Source organism: Bradyrhizobium ottawaense (assembly GCF_002278135.3).
GTDB lineage: Bacteria > Pseudomonadota > Alphaproteobacteria > Rhizobiales > Xanthobacteraceae > Bradyrhizobium > Bradyrhizobium ottawaense.
This window is the reverse complement of record NZ_CP029425.2, coordinates 1,295,077-1,311,533: the sequence shown is the minus strand read 5'-3', so window position 1 is coordinate 1,311,533 and position 16,457 is coordinate 1,295,077. Positions and strand designations below refer to the sequence as shown.

At 65.9% G+C, this 16,457-nt stretch carries 18 protein-coding genes; 5 read left to right on the top strand and 13 right to left on the bottom strand.

Annotation, left to right across the window (positions count from 1 at the left end; all coding sequences use genetic code 11):
• Positions 1–59 precede the first annotated feature (59 nt).
• Positions 60–1,028: a cell division protein FtsX gene (locus CIT37_RS06250; RefSeq protein WP_028139935.1), complete on the bottom strand. Its 969-nt coding sequence runs from the start codon at positions 1,026–1,028 to the stop codon at positions 60–62.
• On the bottom strand, positions 1,021–1,680 hold the full coding sequence (gene ftsE, locus CIT37_RS06245; protein WP_020508614.1) for a cell division ATP-binding protein FtsE: 660 nt from the start codon (positions 1,678–1,680) through the stop codon (positions 1,021–1,023). Before ftsE ends, CIT37_RS06250 begins: the two co-directional genes overlap by 8 nt.
• 173 nt (positions 1,681–1,853) lie before the next feature.
• Here ftsE and CIT37_RS06240 point away from each other — a divergent pair, with 173 nt between their 5' ends.
• Complete coding sequence (locus tag CIT37_RS06240; protein ID WP_095425153.1) at positions 1,854–2,732, top strand: MJ0042-type zinc finger domain-containing protein; 879 nt, start codon at positions 1,854–1,856, stop codon at positions 2,730–2,732.
• Between the two features lie 41 nt (positions 2,733–2,773).
• The gene (locus tag CIT37_RS06235; RefSeq protein WP_025033579.1) at positions 2,774–3,148 is read left to right on the top strand and encodes a response regulator; all 375 of its coding nucleotides are present in this window, start codon (positions 2,774–2,776) and stop codon (positions 3,146–3,148) included.
• A gap of 288 nt (positions 3,149–3,436) precedes the next feature.
• Here the strand turns inward: CIT37_RS06235 and CIT37_RS06230 are convergent, their stop codons facing one another.
• On the bottom strand, positions 3,437–4,582 hold the full coding sequence (locus CIT37_RS06230; RefSeq protein ID WP_028139932.1) for a DUF4175 family protein: 1,146 nt from the start codon (positions 4,580–4,582) through the stop codon (positions 3,437–3,439).
• Positions 4,570–6,516 (bottom strand): TIGR02302 family protein, encoded by a 1,947-nt coding sequence (locus tag CIT37_RS06225; protein WP_095425152.1) that lies wholly within the window; start codon positions 6,514–6,516, stop codon positions 4,570–4,572. Before CIT37_RS06225 ends, CIT37_RS06230 begins: the two co-directional genes overlap by 13 nt.
• Positions 6,517–6,681: 165 nt before the next feature.
• Between CIT37_RS06225 and CIT37_RS06220 the strand changes: the two genes are divergently transcribed.
• Together CIT37_RS06220 and CIT37_RS06215 are read left to right on the top strand one after the other, a co-directional pair.
• A complete protein-coding gene (locus tag CIT37_RS06220; protein WP_018316258.1) occupies positions 6,682–7,065 on the top strand; it encodes a carboxymuconolactone decarboxylase family protein in 384 nt (127 codons plus the stop codon).
• A gap of 233 nt (positions 7,066–7,298) precedes the next feature.
• A complete protein-coding gene (locus tag CIT37_RS06215; protein ID WP_028139930.1) occupies positions 7,299–8,207 on the top strand; it encodes an NAD(P)-dependent oxidoreductase in 909 nt (302 codons plus the stop codon).
• A gap of 177 nt (positions 8,208–8,384) precedes the next feature.
• On the opposite strand, the gene lysA is transcribed toward CIT37_RS06215, so the two are convergent.
• The 3 genes from lysA to argH form a co-directional block, all read right to left on the bottom strand.
• Entirely contained in the window at positions 8,385–9,650 is a 1,266-nt protein-coding gene (gene lysA / locus CIT37_RS06210) for a diaminopimelate decarboxylase (protein ID WP_028139929.1), read from the bottom strand.
• Between the two features lie 23 nt (positions 9,651–9,673).
• A complete protein-coding gene (gene lptM, locus CIT37_RS06205; protein WP_038948523.1) occupies positions 9,674–9,964 on the bottom strand; it encodes an LPS translocon maturation chaperone LptM in 291 nt (96 codons plus the stop codon).
• Positions 9,965–10,058: 94 nt separating this feature from the next.
• Positions 10,059–11,456 (bottom strand): argininosuccinate lyase, encoded by a 1,398-nt coding sequence (argH, locus tag CIT37_RS06200; RefSeq protein WP_028139927.1) that lies wholly within the window; start codon positions 11,454–11,456, stop codon positions 10,059–10,061.
• Between the two features lie 101 nt (positions 11,457–11,557).
• Between argH and tlpA the strand changes: the two genes are divergently transcribed.
• Complete coding sequence (gene tlpA, locus CIT37_RS06195; RefSeq protein ID WP_095425202.1) at positions 11,558–12,223, top strand: thiol:disulfide interchange protein TlpA; 666 nt, start codon at positions 11,558–11,560, stop codon at positions 12,221–12,223.
• Between the two features lie 6 nt (positions 12,224–12,229).
• On the opposite strand, the gene CIT37_RS06190 is transcribed toward tlpA, so the two are convergent.
• From CIT37_RS06190 to CIT37_RS06165, 6 genes are all read right to left on the bottom strand, one after another.
• Positions 12,230–12,424: a hypothetical protein gene (locus CIT37_RS06190; protein WP_091960250.1), complete on the bottom strand. Its 195-nt coding sequence runs from the start codon at positions 12,422–12,424 to the stop codon at positions 12,230–12,232.
• A 224-nt stretch (positions 12,425–12,648) separates the two neighbouring features.
• The gene (locus CIT37_RS06185) at positions 12,649–13,530 is read right to left on the bottom strand and encodes a 3-hydroxybutyryl-CoA dehydrogenase (protein WP_028139924.1); all 882 of its coding nucleotides are present in this window, start codon (positions 13,528–13,530) and stop codon (positions 12,649–12,651) included.
• A 209-nt stretch (positions 13,531–13,739) separates the two neighbouring features.
• Positions 13,740–14,684, bottom strand: coding sequence for an electron transfer flavoprotein subunit alpha/FixB family protein (locus CIT37_RS06180; protein ID WP_028139923.1), 945 nt, complete (start codon positions 14,682–14,684; stop codon positions 13,740–13,742).
• On the bottom strand, positions 14,684–15,433 hold the full coding sequence (locus tag CIT37_RS06175) for an electron transfer flavoprotein subunit beta/FixA family protein (RefSeq protein ID WP_095425151.1): 750 nt from the start codon (positions 15,431–15,433) through the stop codon (positions 14,684–14,686). The genes CIT37_RS06180 and CIT37_RS06175 overlap by 1 nt, the downstream gene beginning before the upstream one ends.
• A 126-nt stretch (positions 15,434–15,559) precedes the next feature.
• The gene (locus CIT37_RS06170) at positions 15,560–16,132 is read right to left on the bottom strand and encodes a cob(I)yrinic acid a,c-diamide adenosyltransferase (RefSeq protein ID WP_028139922.1); all 573 of its coding nucleotides are present in this window, start codon (positions 16,130–16,132) and stop codon (positions 15,560–15,562) included.
• Between the two features lie 86 nt (positions 16,133–16,218).
• On the bottom strand, positions 16,219–16,413 hold the full coding sequence (locus CIT37_RS06165) for a twin transmembrane helix small protein (protein ID WP_028139921.1): 195 nt from the start codon (positions 16,411–16,413) through the stop codon (positions 16,219–16,221).
• Positions 16,414–16,457 lie beyond the last annotated feature (44 nt).

The window sequence follows — 16,457 nt, the reverse complement described above, 5'->3', positions numbered from 1 at the left end:
GAGGCGAAGTGGAGTCCCGGTTTCTTCGCCCTCTCCTGCGGGAGAACGGAAGAAAGAACTCAATCCACATCGTTCAACGTCGCAAACAGGGTCTGGCGCGAGGCCACCGCGGTGATGGCGCCGATCAGCACGGCCTGGGCCGCGAGCACGATGTAGCCGGATGGCCGCAGCGAGAAGGTGCCGAGCAGAGCCGCGAACTGGTCGCCGACGGGGGTACCGGAAAACCAGCCGGCGATCGACTCGGAGAAGCCGAACACCAGCATGGCGGCGCCGCCGCCGATCACGCCGCCCTCGAGGCCCAGCCTCAGGAAATGACGCAGGAAGTGATTGGCGATGTAGCGGTCGCCGGCGCCGACGAAATGCAGCACCTCGACGATCGGACGGTTCGCCGCCATGGCGCCACGGGTCGCGAACGAGACCGAGATGATGGTGGCGATGATGACCAGCGCGAGGATGCCGAGGCCGGCGAGCACGGTGGCGTTGGTCATCGAGCGCATCCGCTCGATCCAGGCGCGGTGATCGTCGACGCTGGCACTTGGCGCGACCTGGGTCACGCGCGCGCGCAAGACGCCGAGATCGAGCAGCGTGCCGGGTTGCACGCGCGCGATGATCATGCGCGGCACCGGCAGGTCGTCCATCGACAGCCCGGTGCCGAGCCAGGGCTCGAGCAGCTTGCCGCTCTCCTCCCGGGTGAACGGCTTGACCTCGACGACGCCGGCTTGCGCACGCATCGCCTCCGTCACCGCCGCGGTGTCGCGTTCGAGATCGCGGCCGGCCTGCGGGCGAACCTGGATGGTGATCTCGCTGGCGACGTCCGACTGCCATTCCGCGGCGGAGGCGCTCACCAATAGCACCGTGCCCGTGGTCATCGATGCGAGGAAGGTCATGATGGCGACGACGGCGACCAGCGCGCGGCCCTGGATCGAGGCCCGCGGCACGATCGGCGACATGTTGCGCGCGTTGGCCGGAAGCTGCGGACGCTCCTGTCCGAGGTCGACCAACACGCCGCGCTCGTCGGTCCTACTCATAGACGTGCAACCGTCCCTGGTGCAGCACCAGCCGCCGGGCCTCGTACTGGTCCATCAGGCCGATGTCGTGGGTCGCGATGATGACGGCGGTGCCCGATTTGTTGAGCTCGATGAAGAGCCGCAGCAGGCGGCGTCCGAGCGTCGGATCGACGCTGCCGGTCGGCTCGTCCGCGAGCAGCAGTTGCGGCCGCGAGATGACGGCGCGCGCGATCGCCGCGCGCTGCTTCTCGCCGCCCGACAGGATCGGCGGCAGCGCGTCCATGCGGTCGCCGAGCCCGACCCAGCGCAGCAGGTCGATCACCTCCTTGCGATAGCTCGACTCGCTGCGGCCCATGACGCGGAACGGCAGCGCCACGTTCTCATAGGTCGTCATGTGATCGAGCAGGCGGAAATCCTGCAGCACGATGCCGATGCGCTTGCGCAAATCGGCGATCTCGTCCTTGCCGAGACGCGAGATGTCGTGGCCGAACAGATTGACGAGTCCCCGCGTCGGCCGGTGCGACAGGAACAACAGGCGCAGCAGCGAGGTCTTGCCGGCACCGGAGGGGCCGGTAAGAAACTGGAACGAATGCGCCGGGATCTGGAAGCTGAGGTCGCGCAGGATCTCCGGCCCCAGACCGTAACGCAATCCGACATTTTCGAACCGAACCAAGCTCAGCTCCGTTCGAGAGGGGACGCGGGTCGCACTGCTGCGCTCCGCCATACGCGACCAACGGGTTTTGCCGCCGTTATGGTTTCCGGTTCGTTAACGGTCGCGCTGTAGCATACATCGTAGCATCCTTGCCGCGCGGCTCTCCCCGACGCGGTCATCGTCAAGGCTCGTCCATGCATATCGTCTGCCCCCATTGTATGACATCCTACGCCATCAAGCTTGCGAGCCTTGGGGCGAACGGACGGGCGGTCCGCTGTTCCCGCTGCAAGGAGACCTGGATCGCCCATGCCGAGGATGCCATCGAGGAGGCATCCGTCCCGGCCATGGCCGCGGCCAGCCAGGCCGACGACCAGACCGATCTTGCCGAGCAATGGAACTCCTATGCCAAGGACGACGGCGCCACTGATGCGCCCGTCGTCGACAGCCCCTCGATTGCCAGCGACTGGCCCGACGAAGAGGCCAAGGAAACCGAAGACGAGTGGTCCGCGGCCGCCCGGGAAGCCGAGGAGGAGGTCGTCGGCGCGCAGCACCAGTCCTGGTTCCGCGGCTTGTTCGGCCGCCGCGGCGCGCGGGTGAGCCGTCCAGTCGCCACCGCGTCGCTCAAAAAATCCCATTTCGGCCTGCCGACCGCCTGCGCCGCCATGGGCGCGCTGGTTCTGGCGCTGGTGATCTGGCGCGGCGACATGGTGCGGCTGCTGCCGCAGACCGCCGCTTTCTACAAGATGGTCGGGCTCGAGGTGAACCTGCGGGGCCTCGCCTTCAAGGACGTGAAGCTGTCCAGCGAGACCGTGGACGGTAAGCAGGTGCTGGTGATCGAGGGTGTGATCGTCGGCGAGGGCAAGAAGCCGCTCGACATTCCGCGGCTGCGCTTTGCCGTGCGCGACGGGCAAGGCGCGGAGATCTACGCCTGGAATACGGTGCTGGAGCAGACCGTGCTGCGGCCCGGCGAGCGCGCCTTCTTCCGCTCCCGCCTGGCCTCGCCGCCGCCGGAAGGCCGCAATATCGACGTTCGCTTCTTCAACCGGCGCGACATTGCCGGCGGCAGCGTATAATCGCGCCGCCCGGTACCGAGGTTGGTCCGAAAGTTGGTCCCATGCCGAAGATCTTGATCGCCGATGACGAAGATTCGATGCGCACGCTGGTGGCGCGCGCCATCGCCATGGACGGGCACGAAACGGTCACCGCGCAGGACGGCGCCGAGGCGCTGGAGATCCTGACCCGCGAGGACGGCGCCTTCGACCTGCTGCTCACCGACATCCAGATGCCCGTGATGGACGGCATCGCGCTGGCGCTCTCCGCCGCGCGCGATTTTCCCGATTTGACCATCTTGCTGATGACCGGCTTTGCCGACCAGCGCGAGCGCGCCTCGAACCTCAATGCGCTGGTGCACGACGTCGTGACAAAACCGTTCTCGGTCGCCGACATCCGCACCGCGGTGGCGGACGCGCTGGCGGCGAAGAAGGGGTAGTGGCGGGCAACCTTAACCACACATACCGCTGTCATGCCCCGGCTTGCCGTCTTCGCTGACGCTTCGCCGGCCGAGTACCCGCGTGGGCCCGGCGTAGCATCGCGGAGCCGGGACCGGGGCATCCAGTAGGCCGCGGCCTATCGACTTAGTCACTGCTGTCTCTGGAATACTGGATCGCCCGGTCCCGGCTCCGCGATGCTACGCCGAGGCCCACACGGCGCTGGCACGCCGAAGCTTCAGCGAAGGCGGCAAGCCGGGCGATGACAGTGAGCTTGTGGCGACTTCGCCTCAAAAATCCTTCAGCAGCCGCTCGATGTAATCGAGCTCGATCTGCGGGCGCGAGCTGTCGCCGAGGCGGCGGCGGAGCTCTTCGAGGATGCGGCGGACGCGCTGGGCGTCGATCTCGCCCGGGATCTTGACGGTGTAGTCGTCGCTAAGATCGCGGCCGTGAAGCGGGCGGCCCAGCGGATCGGTCTGATTGCCGCCGCTTTGCTGCCGGCCGGCCCGATTGCCGGGACCATCGCCCTGCCCGTCGCCATCGCCCTGCTGCATCGCCTCGGCCATCTTCTGCGCGCCCTTGCGCATCGCGTCGAGGGCCTTGCCCTGCGAGTCCACGGCGCCATCGGCATTGCCTTCGCCGAGCTTCGAGCCGGCATCGCCCATGGCGCCGTCGGCGGCATCGAGGCTGCCGTCATCATCGCCCTGGTCGCCGTCCTGATCGCCGCTCTGGCCCGGATCGCCCTGCTGCCCTTTCTGACCCTGCTGACCCTTCTGGCCTTTCTGTCCCTTCTGCGCGAGGCCGCGCTTGGCGAGCTCGTCCTGCAGCTTCTTCAGGCGGTCGCGCAGCGACTGCTGATCCTGCTGCAGGTCCGACATCGACTGGTCGCCCTGCGGCTTGCCGCGCGAGCGGTCACGCCGGGAATCCTGGCCCTGCTTAAAAGTCTTGTCGCGCAATTGCTGCTGCTTGCGGATCATGTCGCTGAGCTCGTTCAGCGCCTGCTCCATGTCGCTCTCGCCGGACTGCCCGGGCTGCGCCATCTGGAGATTTTCCATGATCTGCGCGAGCTGCTCGAGCATGCGCTGGGCCGCCTCTTTGTTGCCCTCGCGCGCCGCCTTCTCGATCTGCCGCAGCAGGTCATCCAGATCGCGCTGCGTGATGACGGAACGATCGCGATTGGACGACTGGCTTCTTTCCGTGGCGCGCTTGTACTCCTCGAGCTTCTGAATGGCGTCGGACTGGTTGTTCAGGCTCTTCCCGGATTCCTTCTGCCTGAGGCTGTCGCCGGATTCCTGCATCGCCTTTTCCGCGCTGTCGAGCAGCGCATCGGGATCCTGATCCAGCTGAGCCGCGGCCGGCGAGACGCCGCCCAACAGCATGGCGAGGCAGGCGATCGACATCGCCTTCAAGACTGGCACGGGTGCTAGCTTCCGCATTTCCGGTCCCGCGTAAACTGGTTGGTCTTGTCGTCCCCTGCCTTGTTGGCACGGCTGTTCGCCGATTTGCGATAGGCCTGAAGCTGCTCGCGCAAGACGTCCTGCTGCTGCGCCAGCTCGGCGAGCTGCTCGGGCGTCGCATGCTGGGTCTTTTGTCGCAGCTCGACTGCCTTGTCGAGGATGAGCTGGACCTCCGCCGGGAACGGCTGCCGGGCGCCGAGCGGATTCTGCTCGGCGCGGCGGGCGAGATCGCGCACCTTGCCGGCCATGGCCTCACGCAGCTTCTGCGTCAGCACCCTGAGCTCGTCCTCGCTGGCTCCGCGGTCCAGCGCCGCCTTGAGCGCATCCTGCGCCGAGCGTAGCGCGGCGTTGACACTGCCGGCGACGCCGTCATCCTCGATGGTCGTCGCGAAGGCCCACATGCTCGCCACCACGTTGCGCAGCGCATCGTCGGTGCGGGCGGCCTCGAGCTGGCTCGCCAGACTCCGGAGGCCGAGATAGCAGCCGGCATCCGGCGTGAACAATTCGGGTGCGATCATGAGCGCGTCGAGCGCGGTGTAGACGTCGGAATTCCTGTTGGCGTCGAGCGCGAGGATGCGGCGCTGCTCGATCAGCGCGCGCGCGAGCGAGTTGGTGAACAGACGCTCGGGCAGGCGCATGTTGAAGGGTTCGCTCCTGGCCTCGTTGCCGGCCTCGTCCTTGGCGGTGAGCGTCAGCGTGACGTCGGCGCCGGCATAGGGGTCCTCGCTGAGATCCTTCACGGTCTGGCCGACGCCGTTGCGGGTGCGCGCGTTCGGCAGCACGAGCGGGAATTGCGGCGGCTGGAACAGCGGACGCGCCGCGGCCTTGCCGTCGGAATCCTTGCTATCCTTGCTGCCATCCTTGGCGTCGGCGGGGCGCAAGGCAATCTGGGCATCCGCGCCGGTCACGCCGTAATCGTCCTCGATCTTGTAGGAGAGCTGGAGCCCGCCGCGCGCCTGGCGCTCGGGATCCTTGGCGAGCGCGATCGTCGGTGCACGGTCCGGCGTTGCCGCAAACGCCCATTGCGGCTGGCCGGAGGGCGCGCGGACATGCGCGGTGCCGTCTGCGGTGATGGTGAAATGCTTCTCGTTGGTGCCCTTGGGCGCGGCTTCCGCGGGAGCGGCCTCCTTGAGGCCGCCGGAGACGACGACATCCAGGCTGCCGCCGGAGGAGCGTACGATCAGGGTTGAGCCGGCGGGAACGGCAAGCGGGCCGGCGGCGGGCACCGCCGCGGCCTCCTTGTTGGCGGCCGACAGGATGACCGGCGGCTTGCCGGTGTAAAGCGGCGGAGTGACCCAGGCATCGACGCGAACATTGGCCGGCGCCAGCACGCCGTTCCAGTCGAAAGCGGCCCCGAGCCGCATCGCGCGCTCATCGCCGGCGGCGAAGAAGGTCGCGACCAGCATCACCATGACCAGCGCGCGCAGCGCCCAGGGATCATGCAGCGCGAGCCGCGGATGCGGCAGACCGGCGCGGATGCGCTTGAGCGAGGCCAGCGTACGCTCGCGCTGCGCCTGCCACAGCGCCTGTGCGACCGGGTCCTGCGAGGACAGCGTGTCCGTCAGCGTCGTGGCCGGGCGATGACGGATGCCGGAGCCACGATCGAGCCGGCTGAGTGCCTCCTCGCGGCTCGGCCAGCGGAAGCGAATCAAGGGAAACAGGACGGCAATGGCGATGCCGGCGAAAACGACGAGACCGATGGCACGGGCAATGAACGGCAGCGCCAGCCAGAGGCCGGCCCAGGACACCACCAGGAACAGCCCGACGACGGTCAGAAGCCGCGCCAAATTCGGCCAGGCACGCTCCCACGCGATGGCATAAATGGCCCGATCGAGGGCCTGCGCCAGCTTCAGCCGCGACAGAGCATCGCTGTTGCGGATCGGGTCTGACGGGTCGGGGGTGACGCCGTTCAATCAACTCTCCAGGTTGCCCGGTAGAGAAGCCTATCACAACGGCAGCACTGAGGCATCCGTTCCGGCACGGGAGACACCCCTTTTCCCGCATAACACGAGGACGTGACTGGCCCGCGGCAACCCCGTAATTTCCGCGCCGCCCCGAGGGACAAGAGAGGAAACGCCATGGACAAGAAGATGCACGACAAGGGCCTGGAAGTCCGCAAAGCGGTGCTGGGCGAGGCCTATGTCAACAACGCACTGAAGAACGTCGACGATTTCAACCGCCCGTTCCAGGAGATGCTGAACGAATATTGCTGGGGCACGGTGTGGGGCCGCGAGGAGCTGCCGCGCAAGACCCGCAGCATGCTCAACATCGCCATGATCGCGATCCTCAACCGCCAGCACGAGTTTCGCGCGCATCTGAAGGGCGCGCTGACCAATGGCGTCAGCCGCGAGGAGATCCGCGAGATCCTGATGCAGGTCGCGATCTATGGCGGCATGCCCGCCGCCGTCGACAGCTTCCGCATCGCGCGCGAGGTGTTCGCGGAGATCGACGGCAAGGCGTGAGATGTCGTCAAAATCTCCGCTGTCGTCCCGGGGCGCGCGTAGCGCGAACCCGGGACCCATAACCACAGGCAGCTGTGGTTAGCGGGACTCGGAGTGACCGCTTCCGCGCAACGACACCTCCCTGTGGTTATGGGTCCCGGGCTCATCGCTTCGCGATGCCCCGGGACGACGAGCGGAGAATGATGGCCGCTTCACGTTCAACCACCAACGAATAACAACCACAAGGAAACACTATGGACATCGGATTCATCGGGCTCGGAAACATGGGTTTCCCGATGGCGCGGCGGCTGATCGAGGCGGGACACGGGCTCGTCGTGTTCGACACGCGCAAGGAGGTGACGGGCAAGCTCGAAGCGCTCGGCGCTAAGCCAGCGACATCGCCGAAGGACGTCGCCGACCAGGTCGAGACCGTGATGGCGAGCCTGCCCTCGCTGCAGGCTTCGCTCGAGGTTGCAACGGGAGCGAACGGCGTCATCGAGGGCAGCCGCGCAAAGCGCTTCATTGATCTCTCCACCGTCGGATCCGCGATGGCCGTGAAAATTCACGGCCTCCTCGCCAAGCGCAACATCGTGCAGATCGACTGCCCCGTCTCCGGCGGCGTCGGCGGTGCCGAGAAGGGCACGCTGGCGGTGATGGTGTCAGGGCCGAAGGCGGAGTTCGAGCTGCTCAGGCCCGCCCTCGACGTGATCGGGAAAGTGTTCTTCATCGGCGAGAAGCCCGGCGCGGCGCAGACCATGAAGCTCGCCAACAATTTCCTGTCGGCCACCGCGATCGCGGCGACCTCGGAAGCGGTCGTGATGGGCGTGAAGGCCGGGCTTGATCCCGCCGTCATGATCGACGTCATCAATGCCGGCTCCGGCATGAACACCGCGAGCCGAGACAAGTTTCCGCGCGCCGTGCTGCCGCGCAGCTTCGACTTCGGCTTCGCCACGGGGTTGATGGTGAAGGACGTGCGGCTGGCGCTCGAGGAGATGAAGCAGCTCGGCCTGTCGATGGAGGTCGCCGACGCGGTCGGGCGGTTGTGGGAGACCGTGATCAGCGCGGAAGGCGCCGAGTCCGATTTCACCGCGGCGATCAAGCCGATCGAGAAGAAGGCGGGCGTTGTGGTGGGTGGAGCGAAGGGTGGGGTGACGGGGAAGTAGCGATCCCAATCTCCGCTCGTCGTCCCGGACAAGCGAAGCGCAGATCCGGGACCCATAGCCACAGGAGGGTGTTTGGCGAAGGCTCGGAGTCACCAGCTTCGAGTCATAACCACTTCCTGTGGTTATGACTCCCCGCCTACGCGGCGACGACACCGCGGCTGTTGAGCCGGCGTCGTCTCACAGCCACGGCGCCGGCGTGTCCATCGCGATCAGCTGCTCGACCTCGATGCGCGGACGGACCACGGCGTACTGATCGTCCTTCACCAGCACCTCCGGCACCAGCGGCCGCGTGTTGTAGGTGCCGGCCTGCACCGCGCCATAGGCGCCCGCGGTCATGATGGCGATGAGATCGCCGGGCGCGGGCGTCGGCAGCGTGCGGTCGAGTGCGAGATAGTCGCCGGTCTCGCAGACCGGGCCGACGACATCGGCCATGATGGTGGCCGCGCCCTTGGCGGGCTGCTTCACCGGCAGGATGTCGTGATGTGCCTCGTACAGCGTCGGGCGAATGAGGTCGTTCATGGCGGCGTCGATGATGACGAAATTCTTGCCGTCGCCGTGCTTCACATAGATCACCTTGGCGACCAGGATGCCGGCATTGCCGACGATCATGCGGCCCGGCTCGAACATCAGCGTGCAGCCGAGATTGTGGCTGACGCGCTTGACCATGGCGGCATAGGCCGCCGGCGCCGGCGGCGCCTCGCGGTCCATGTAATAGGGAATGCCGAGGCCGCCGCCGAAATCGACATGGGAGATGTTGTGGCCGTCGGCGCGCAGCGTCTGCACGAATTCGGAGAGGATGCGGAAGGCGGTCTCCATGCCGGAGAGGTCGGTGATCTGGCTGCCGATGTGCACGTCGGTGCCTGTTACCTCGATGCCCGGGAGCTTGGCGGCGCGGGCATAGACCTCTCGCGCATGCACGATCGGGATGCCGAACTTGTTCTCGGACTTGCCGGTGGAAATCTTGGCGTGGGTGCCGGCGTCGACATCGGGATTGACGCGGAGCGAGATGCGCGCGGTCTTGCCCGTCTCGGTCGCCAGGCGCGACAGCAGCTCGAGCTCGGGCTCGGATTCGACGTTGAGACAGAGGATGTCGGCGGCGAGCGCGGCGCGCAGCTCTTGTTCGGTCTTGCCGACACCGGAGAACAGGATCTTATTCGGCGGAATGCCGGCGGCCAGCGCGCGCTTCAATTCACCACCGGAGACAACGTCGGCGCCGGCGCCCAGCTTGGCCAGCGTGCGCAGCACCGACTGGTTCGAGTTCGCCTTCATGGCGTAGCAGACCAGCACCTTCTCGCCGGCGAAGGCCTCGGTGAAGACGCGATAGTGCCGCTCCAGCGTCGCGGTCGAATAGCAATAGAACGGCGTGCCGACGGTTGCGGCCAGCTCGGACAGGTTCACCGCCTCGGCGTGCAGCACGCCGTTGCGATAGTCGAAATGGTTCATGACGCAGGCTCGGTTGTCCCGGCTTATTTCTTGCCGGGAGGTTCGTCCAGGAGCGGATCGAGAATGAACGGTTTCTTCCTGCCCTTGGCCGCCGCGGGCGCGGCATCCGCACCGTAGGTGGGATTGAACACGCTCGGCGTCCTCTGGGCCTCGGTCTCGGTGTCGGTTGGCGCAGCACCGTTGGCCGTGGGCGCGTTGGCGGTCGGCGGCAAATCCAGCGGGCCCTTGCGGCCGCAGCCGGCAAGCGCAAGCGCCGTCAGGCTCAAGACAATGATGGCCCACCCCGAGCCGGCCGGGCGAAACTTTGACGTCACGACGAAATCCCCACTACGCGGGGCGCACCATACAGAGATTGGCGCGCTCTGGCGAGAGCCGGATGACCATGAAACATAAGCGAAATTTTGCCCCTCAGCCCAATTTTCGCTCTTTTTCCAGCCGCTTCGCCCAGGCCTTGGCCTGCGACGCCACGTTCTTCGGCGCGGTGCCGCCGAAGCTGGTGCGGCTCTTCACCGACGATTCGACCGAGAGCACGCCGAGCACGTCCTTGGTGATTTTCGGCTCGATCGCCTGCATCTCCTTGAGCGGCAGCTCGTGCAGCGCGACGCCGCCCTCGGCGGCCTTGGCGACGATGCGGCCGGTGACGTGATGGGCTTCACGGAACGGCATTTTCAGCGTCCGCACCAGCCAGTCGGCAAGGTCGGTCGCGGTGGCATAGCCCTCGCCCGCAGCAAGCTTCATCTTGGCTTCGTCAGGCACGAGGTCGCGGACCATGCCGGTCATGGCGCGGATCGCCAGCGACAGCGCGGCAAAGCCCTCCATGGCGCCCTGCTTGTCCTCCTGCATGTCCTTTTGATAGGCGAGCGGCAGGCCCTTCATCACGATCAGGAGACCGTTGAGCGCGCCGATGACGCGGCCGGTCTTGGCGCGCACCAGCTCGGCGGCATCCGGATTGCGCTTCTGCGGCATGATCGAGGACCCAGTGGTGAACTTGTCGCTGAGCCGGATCATGCCGACCAGCGGCGAGGTCCAGATCACGATCTCCTCGGCAAAGCGCGACATGTGGACGGCACAGATCGAGGCGGCCGACAATGTCTCCAGCACGAAGTCGCGGTCGGAGACGGCATCGAGCGAGTTCGCCATCGGACGGTCGAAGCCAAGCGCCTTCGCGGTGGCGTGGCGGTCGATCGGGAACGAGGTGCCGGCCAGCGCGGCGGCGCCGAGCGGGGATTCATTGAGCCGCTTGCGCGCATCCTGGAAACGGCCGCGATCGCGCGCGGCCATCTCGACATAGGCGAGCAGATGATGGCCGAAGGTCACGGGCTGCGCGGTCTGCAGATGGGTGAAGCCGGGCATCACGGTGGCGGCATGCTCCAGCGCGCGATTGACCAGCGCGGCCTGGAACGCGGCGAGCGCCGCGTCGGTCTCGTCGAGAACATCGCGGACATAGAGACGGAAATCGGTCGCGACCTGGTCGTTGCGCGAGCGCGCGGTGTGCAGGCGGCCGGCGGCGGGGCCGATCAGCTCGGACAAGCGGCTCTCGACATTCATATGGATGTCCTCGAGCGCGCGCTTGAACTCGAAGCCGCCCTTGCCGATCTCTGACAAAATCGTGTCTAGACCCTTGCCGATATTTTTCGCATCAGAGCCCGTGATGATGCCCTGGCTGGCAAGCATCGCAGCGTGGGCCTTGGACGCGGCAATGTCCTGGGCGAAGAGGTGACGATCGACGTCGATGGAGACGTTGATCTCTTCCATGATCTCGTCGGGACGTTCCGAGAACCGGCCGCCCCACATCTTGTTGCTCATGATCCCCTGCTCACGCCTTGATTTGCCGCACGTTTGCTGGCCGCCGCCAGCCGTATTAAGAGGCCCCTGATAGCCATATCTGCGACCGGATGACAAACGATATGCTCGACAAGACGCCCTCCGCCACGCGCCGGGTCCCCCTCGTCATCGCCACCGTGGCGGTCGGAGGGCTGGCCGGCTTCGCCGCGCTGTACGGACTGGGCCTGGGCCGGTCGCCTGGCGGCGATCCGGCCTGCAAGCCGGCGGTTGCGACGGCGCAGAAAATCGCCCCCCTCGCCCACGGCGAGCTGGCGGCGCTGACCATGGCGAGCGCCCCCCTGAAGCTGCCCGACCTCGCCTTCGAGGACGCCGACGGCAAGCCGAAGAAGCTGTCCGATTTCCGCGGCAAGACGCTGCTGGTGAACCTCTGGGCCACCTGGTGCGTGCCATGCCGGAAGGAAATGCCGGCGCTGGACGAGCTCCAGGGCAAGCTGTCGGGCCCGAATTTCGAGGTGGTGGCGATCAATATCGACACCCGCGACCCCGAGAAGCCGAAGACGTTCCTGAAAGAGGCCAATCTGACCAGGATCGGCTATTTCAGCGACCAGAAAGCCAAGGTTTTTCAGGATCTTAAGGCGATAGGCCGGGCGCTTGGCATGCCCACCTCGGTGCTGGTCGATCCGCAAGGCTGCGAGATTGCGACGATCGCGGGACCGGCGGAATGGGCGAGCGAGGACGCGCTCAAGCTGATCCGGGCGGCGACGGGCAAGGCCGCCGCGTCGCTCTAGGGATTTTTAGGCGGTGACGTTGAGATTGCCGCCGACGCCGGCACCGACATTGGCCAGCGAAGGCTGCCCGGCACCCATCAGCGTCAGGACGGTGGATTTCTCCATGTCCATGTTCTGCTTGGTCAGCGTCGCCGAGATATTCGACTGCAGCGCGCCTTGCTGAGCGGCCAGCATGGTGCTGACCATTGCCATCATGTCCATTACGCGAACCCTCTTACCGGCTGCAGCCTAGGCGCGAGGGGTTAATGGGACATGAATTGTCACAGGACCGTGGTGTGGCCTCTTGTCTGTGTCCCGGACGCGGCGCGGCACGAAGTGACGCACCGCAGAGCCGGGACCATGCTTCAGCGTGCACGAGGCTTCTGGGCCCCGGCTCTGCAGCGCATCGCTGACGCGCTGCGCAGCGTCCGGGGCACGAAACCGCCCTACCGCGTCGGAACCGGCTTGGCGCCGCGGTAATCGTAGAAGCCGCGCTGGGTCTTGCGGCCGAGCCAGCCGGCCTCGACATATTTCACCAGCAGCGGGCACGGGCGGTACTTGGAATCGGCCAGCCCCTCATGCAGCACCTGCATGATGGAGAGGCAGGTATCGAGGCCGATGAAATCAGCCAGCTCCAGCGGGCCCATCGGATGGTGGGCGCCGAGCTTCATGGCCGCGTCGATCGCCTCCACGTTGCCGACGCCTTCATACAGCGTGTAGATCGCCTCGTTGATCATCGGCAGCAGGATGCGGTTGACGATGAAGGCCGGGAAATCCTCGGAGACCGCGACCTGCTTGCCGAGCTTGGCAACGAATTCCTTGGACGCCTCGAAGGTCTGGTCGTCGGTGGCGATGCCGCGGATCAGCTCCACCAGCTCCATCAGCGGCACCGGATTCATGAAGTGAATGCCGATGAAGCGCTCGGGCCGGTCGGTGGCGGCGGCAAGCCGGGTGATCGAGATCGAGGAGGTATCGGAGGCGACGATTGCCTCGGGCTTCAGGACCGCGCAGAGCTCGTGGAAGATCTTGCGCTTGACCTCTTCCTTCTCGACCGCGGTCTCGATCACGAGGTCGCAGTCGGCGAGGTCGTCCAGCTTCTCGGCGGACGTGATGCGCGCCATCGCCTTGGCCTTGTCGTCCTCGGAGACGGCCTTCTTGGAGACCTGGCGCGCCAGATTGCCGTTGATGGTGGCCATGCCCGACTTGAGGCGATCAGGCGAAACGTCGTTGAGCACCACGTCGAAGCCGGCCAGCGCCGCGACATGCGCGATGCCGTTGCCCATCTGACCCGCGCCGATCACGCCGACCTTCTTGATCACTGCCGCCATAATGTCATCCACCGGAACGGCGCGCGACGAGCGCGCCTGCTATCCCCCGAGCCGGGAGGTCTGATTTGATCAGAAGCTTGATTTAATCAGAACCCGGGCTCGAAACCTAGATTGGATCGCTTCCCCGGCGTGCCCCACGCCAAAGAAAACGCTTCAGAAATGAAACACCGGCCGGAGTTTATGCCTCCGGCCGGTGTTTTTGGCGTCTTTTACTTGCCAAGCTTGCCAAGTTCGGCCGTCAATTCCGGAACCGCCTGGTAGAGATCGGCGACCAGGCCGTAATCGGCAACCTGGAAGATCGGCGCGTCCTCGTCCTTGTTGATCGCGACGATCACCTTGGAGTCCTTCATGCCGGCCAGATGCTGGATCGCGCCGGAAATGCCGACGGCGACATAGAGCTCGGGCGCCACGACCTTGCCGGTCTGGCCGACCTGCCAGTCGTTCGGCGCATAGCCGGCGTCCACCGCCGCACGCGAGGCACCGACACCGGCCCCAAGCTTGTCGGCGAGCGGCTCGATGTACTTGGCAAAATTCTCGCGGCTCTGCATGGCGCGGCCACCGGAGACGATGATCTTGGCCGAGGTCAGTTCGGGACGATCGCTCTTGGCGACCTCCTCGCCGACGAAGGACGACAGGGCCGGATCGGCCGCCGCCGCGACGGTCTCGACCGGTGCGCTGCCACCCTCGCCGGCTGCGGCGAAGGTCGAGGTCCGCACCGTGATGACCTTCTTGGCGTCCTTGGACTTCACGGTCTGGATGGCGTTGCCGGCATAGATCGGGCGCTCATAGGTGTCGGGGGCGACCACCTTGATGATTTCCGAGACCTGCATGACGTCGAGCAGGGCGGCGACGCGCGGCATCACGTTCTTGAAGCGCGAGGTCGCGGGCGCGACGATCGCATCATAGCCGGAGGCCAGCGAAACGATCAGCGCGGCCAGCGGCTCGGCGAGATCGTGCGCATAGAGCTCGCCATCGGCGAGCAGCACCTTCTTGACACCGGCAAGCTTGGCAGCGGCATCCGCCGCGGCCTTGGCGTTCTGGCCGGCAACGAGGACCTCGACGTCCGCGCCGAGCGCGGCAGCCGCGGTCAGGGCCTTGTTGGTCGCATCCTTGAGCGACGCATTGTCGTGTTCGGCAATCAGCAGCGTCGTCATCAGAGCACCCCGGCTTCGTTCTTGAGTTTCGACACCAGCTCGGCGACGTCCTTGACCTTGACGCCCGCCTTGCGGCCGGCCGGCTCCGTCGTCTTGACGACCTCGAGACGCGGAGCGACGTCGACGCCGTAATCGGCCACGGTCTTGTCCGCGATCGGCTTCTTCTTGGCCTTCATGATGTTCGGCAGCGAGGCATAGCGCGGCTCGTTGAGACGCAGATCGGTGGTGACGATCGTCGGTCCCTTCAGCTTCACGGTCTGGAGTCCGCCGTCGACTTCGCGGGTGACCTTGAAGTCAGAACCTTCGACCTCGAGCTTCGAGGCGAAGGTCGCCTGCGACCAGCCGAGCAGCGCAGCCAGCATCTGGCCGGTCTGGTTGCTGTCGTCGTCGATCGCCTGCTTGCCGAGAATGATCAGGCCCGGCTGCTCTTCTTCGGCAACCTTCTTCAGGATCTTGGCGACCGCGAGCGGCTCGACGGTGCCCTCGGCCATCACCAGGATGCCGCGATCGGCGCCCATGGCAAGACCCGTGCGGATCGTCTCCGACGCCTGCGCAGGTCCAATCGAAACCACCACGACTTCGGTCGCCTTGCCGGCTTCCTTCAGGCGCAGCGCTTCTTCGACCGCGATTTCGTCGAACGGGTTCATCGACATCTTGACGTTGGCGAGTTCAACGCCCGATCCATCGCCCTTGACGCGGACCTTGACGTTGTAATCGACCACCCGCTTTACCGGCACTAAGACCTTCATCGATCCTCTTTCACTCAATTTAGGAGGGGGGTTATCAACTGGCGCGGAACCTAAAGGCCCGATCTGCCCCGGTCAACGCGCGAACGGGCCTAATTTTAGCCCTCTGAAATGCGAGAGCTCGATGGGTCAGCGGTTCTGGCCCGGAACCCAGAGCACGTCGCCGGCGCCATTCCCGTTGGCGGCTCGGCTGGCCACGAACAGGAAGTCCGACAGGCGGTTCATATATTGGATGCCAGCTGCACTGACCTGCTCCCCGGGTCGGGCCGCCAGTTCCACGATCACCCGTTCCGCCCTGCGGCATATCGTGCGCGCCACATGGAGATGAGCAGCAGCCGGCGTGCCGCCGGGAAGCACGAAGGAGGTCAGCGGCGCGAGCTTGTCGTTGAGCGCATCGATGTCGCGCTCGAGCCGTTCGACCTGGCTCGCCACCACCCGCAGGCGCTCGGCTTTGCCGTCACGTTCCGGAACCGCAAGGTCGGCGCCGAGATCGAACAGATCGTTCTGGATGCGGCCCAGCATCGCGTGGAGCTCGGGCGCATCCTGGGTATGGAGCCGCACCACGCCGATCGCAGCATTGGTTTCGTCGACCGTGCCATAGGCCTCGATACGCAGATCGTATTTTGGGCGGCGCTCGCCCGAGCCGAGGGCCGTCGTGCCGTCGTCACCGGTCTTCGTGTAGATGCGATTCAGTACGACCATAGAGGCCTCTTAATTTTGGGCATGATCTCGTCGGAAAACCGCTTCACACTTTGCGCTAACGCGGCCCTTCGGGTCCGGATCATGCCTTACCGCCCCATCGCCCAGACCGCGAGCATTGCGATGACGATCGCCACGAACTGAAGCAGCACGCGCCAGCGCATCAGCTTCTGCGAGGTATTGGGCGAGCCGCCGCGCATCATGTTGATGAGCCCGAGCAGCAGCACCAACGCCACGGCGCCGGCTGCCGCCGGCAGGATGAAAGTCGTCAGGAGAGATGCCATTGGGGGGTGATAACACCGTGCGCGCCGGTCCGCCATGGTGCCGC

Bases quoted from the DNA above. Each gene is read 5' to 3' on its own strand.
- CIT37_RS06250 (WP_028139935.1), bottom strand. From the start codon at position 1,028: ATGAGTAGGACCGACGAGCGCGGCGTGTTGGTCGACCTCGGACAGGAG.
- CIT37_RS06240 (WP_095425153.1), top strand. From the start codon at position 1,854: ATGCATATCGTCTGCCCCCATTGTATGACATCCTACGCCATCAAGCTT.
- CIT37_RS06235 (WP_025033579.1), top strand. From the start codon at position 2,774: ATGCCGAAGATCTTGATCGCCGATGACGAAGATTCGATGCGCACGCTG.
- CIT37_RS06230 (WP_028139932.1), bottom strand. From the start codon at position 4,582: ATGCGGAAGCTAGCACCCGTGCCAGTCTTGAAGGCGATGTCGATCGCC.
- CIT37_RS06220 (WP_018316258.1), top strand. From the start codon at position 6,682: ATGGACAAGAAGATGCACGACAAGGGCCTGGAAGTCCGCAAAGCGGTG.
- CIT37_RS06215 (WP_028139930.1), top strand. From the start codon at position 7,299: ATGGACATCGGATTCATCGGGCTCGGAAACATGGGTTTCCCGATGGCG.
- lysA (WP_028139929.1), bottom strand. From the start codon at position 9,650: ATGAACCATTTCGACTATCGCAACGGCGTGCTGCACGCCGAGGCGGTG.
- argH (WP_028139927.1), bottom strand. From the start codon at position 11,456: ATGAGCAACAAGATGTGGGGCGGCCGGTTCTCGGAACGTCCCGACGAG.
- tlpA (WP_095425202.1), top strand. From the start codon at position 11,558: ATGCTCGACAAGACGCCCTCCGCCACGCGCCGGGTCCCCCTCGTCATC.
- CIT37_RS06190 (WP_091960250.1), bottom strand. From the start codon at position 12,424: ATGGACATGATGGCAATGGTCAGCACCATGCTGGCCGCTCAGCAAGGC.
- CIT37_RS06185 (WP_028139924.1), bottom strand. From the start codon at position 13,530: ATGGCGGCAGTGATCAAGAAGGTCGGCGTGATCGGCGCGGGTCAGATG.
- CIT37_RS06180 (WP_028139923.1), bottom strand. From the start codon at position 14,684: ATGACGACGCTGCTGATTGCCGAACACGACAATGCGTCGCTCAAGGAT.
- CIT37_RS06175 (WP_095425151.1), bottom strand. From the start codon at position 15,433: ATGAAGGTCTTAGTGCCGGTAAAGCGGGTGGTCGATTACAACGTCAAG.
- CIT37_RS06170 (WP_028139922.1), bottom strand. From the start codon at position 16,132: ATGGTCGTACTGAATCGCATCTACACGAAGACCGGTGACGACGGCACG.
- CIT37_RS06165 (WP_028139921.1), bottom strand. From the start codon at position 16,413: ATGGCATCTCTCCTGACGACTTTCATCCTGCCGGCGGCAGCCGGCGCC.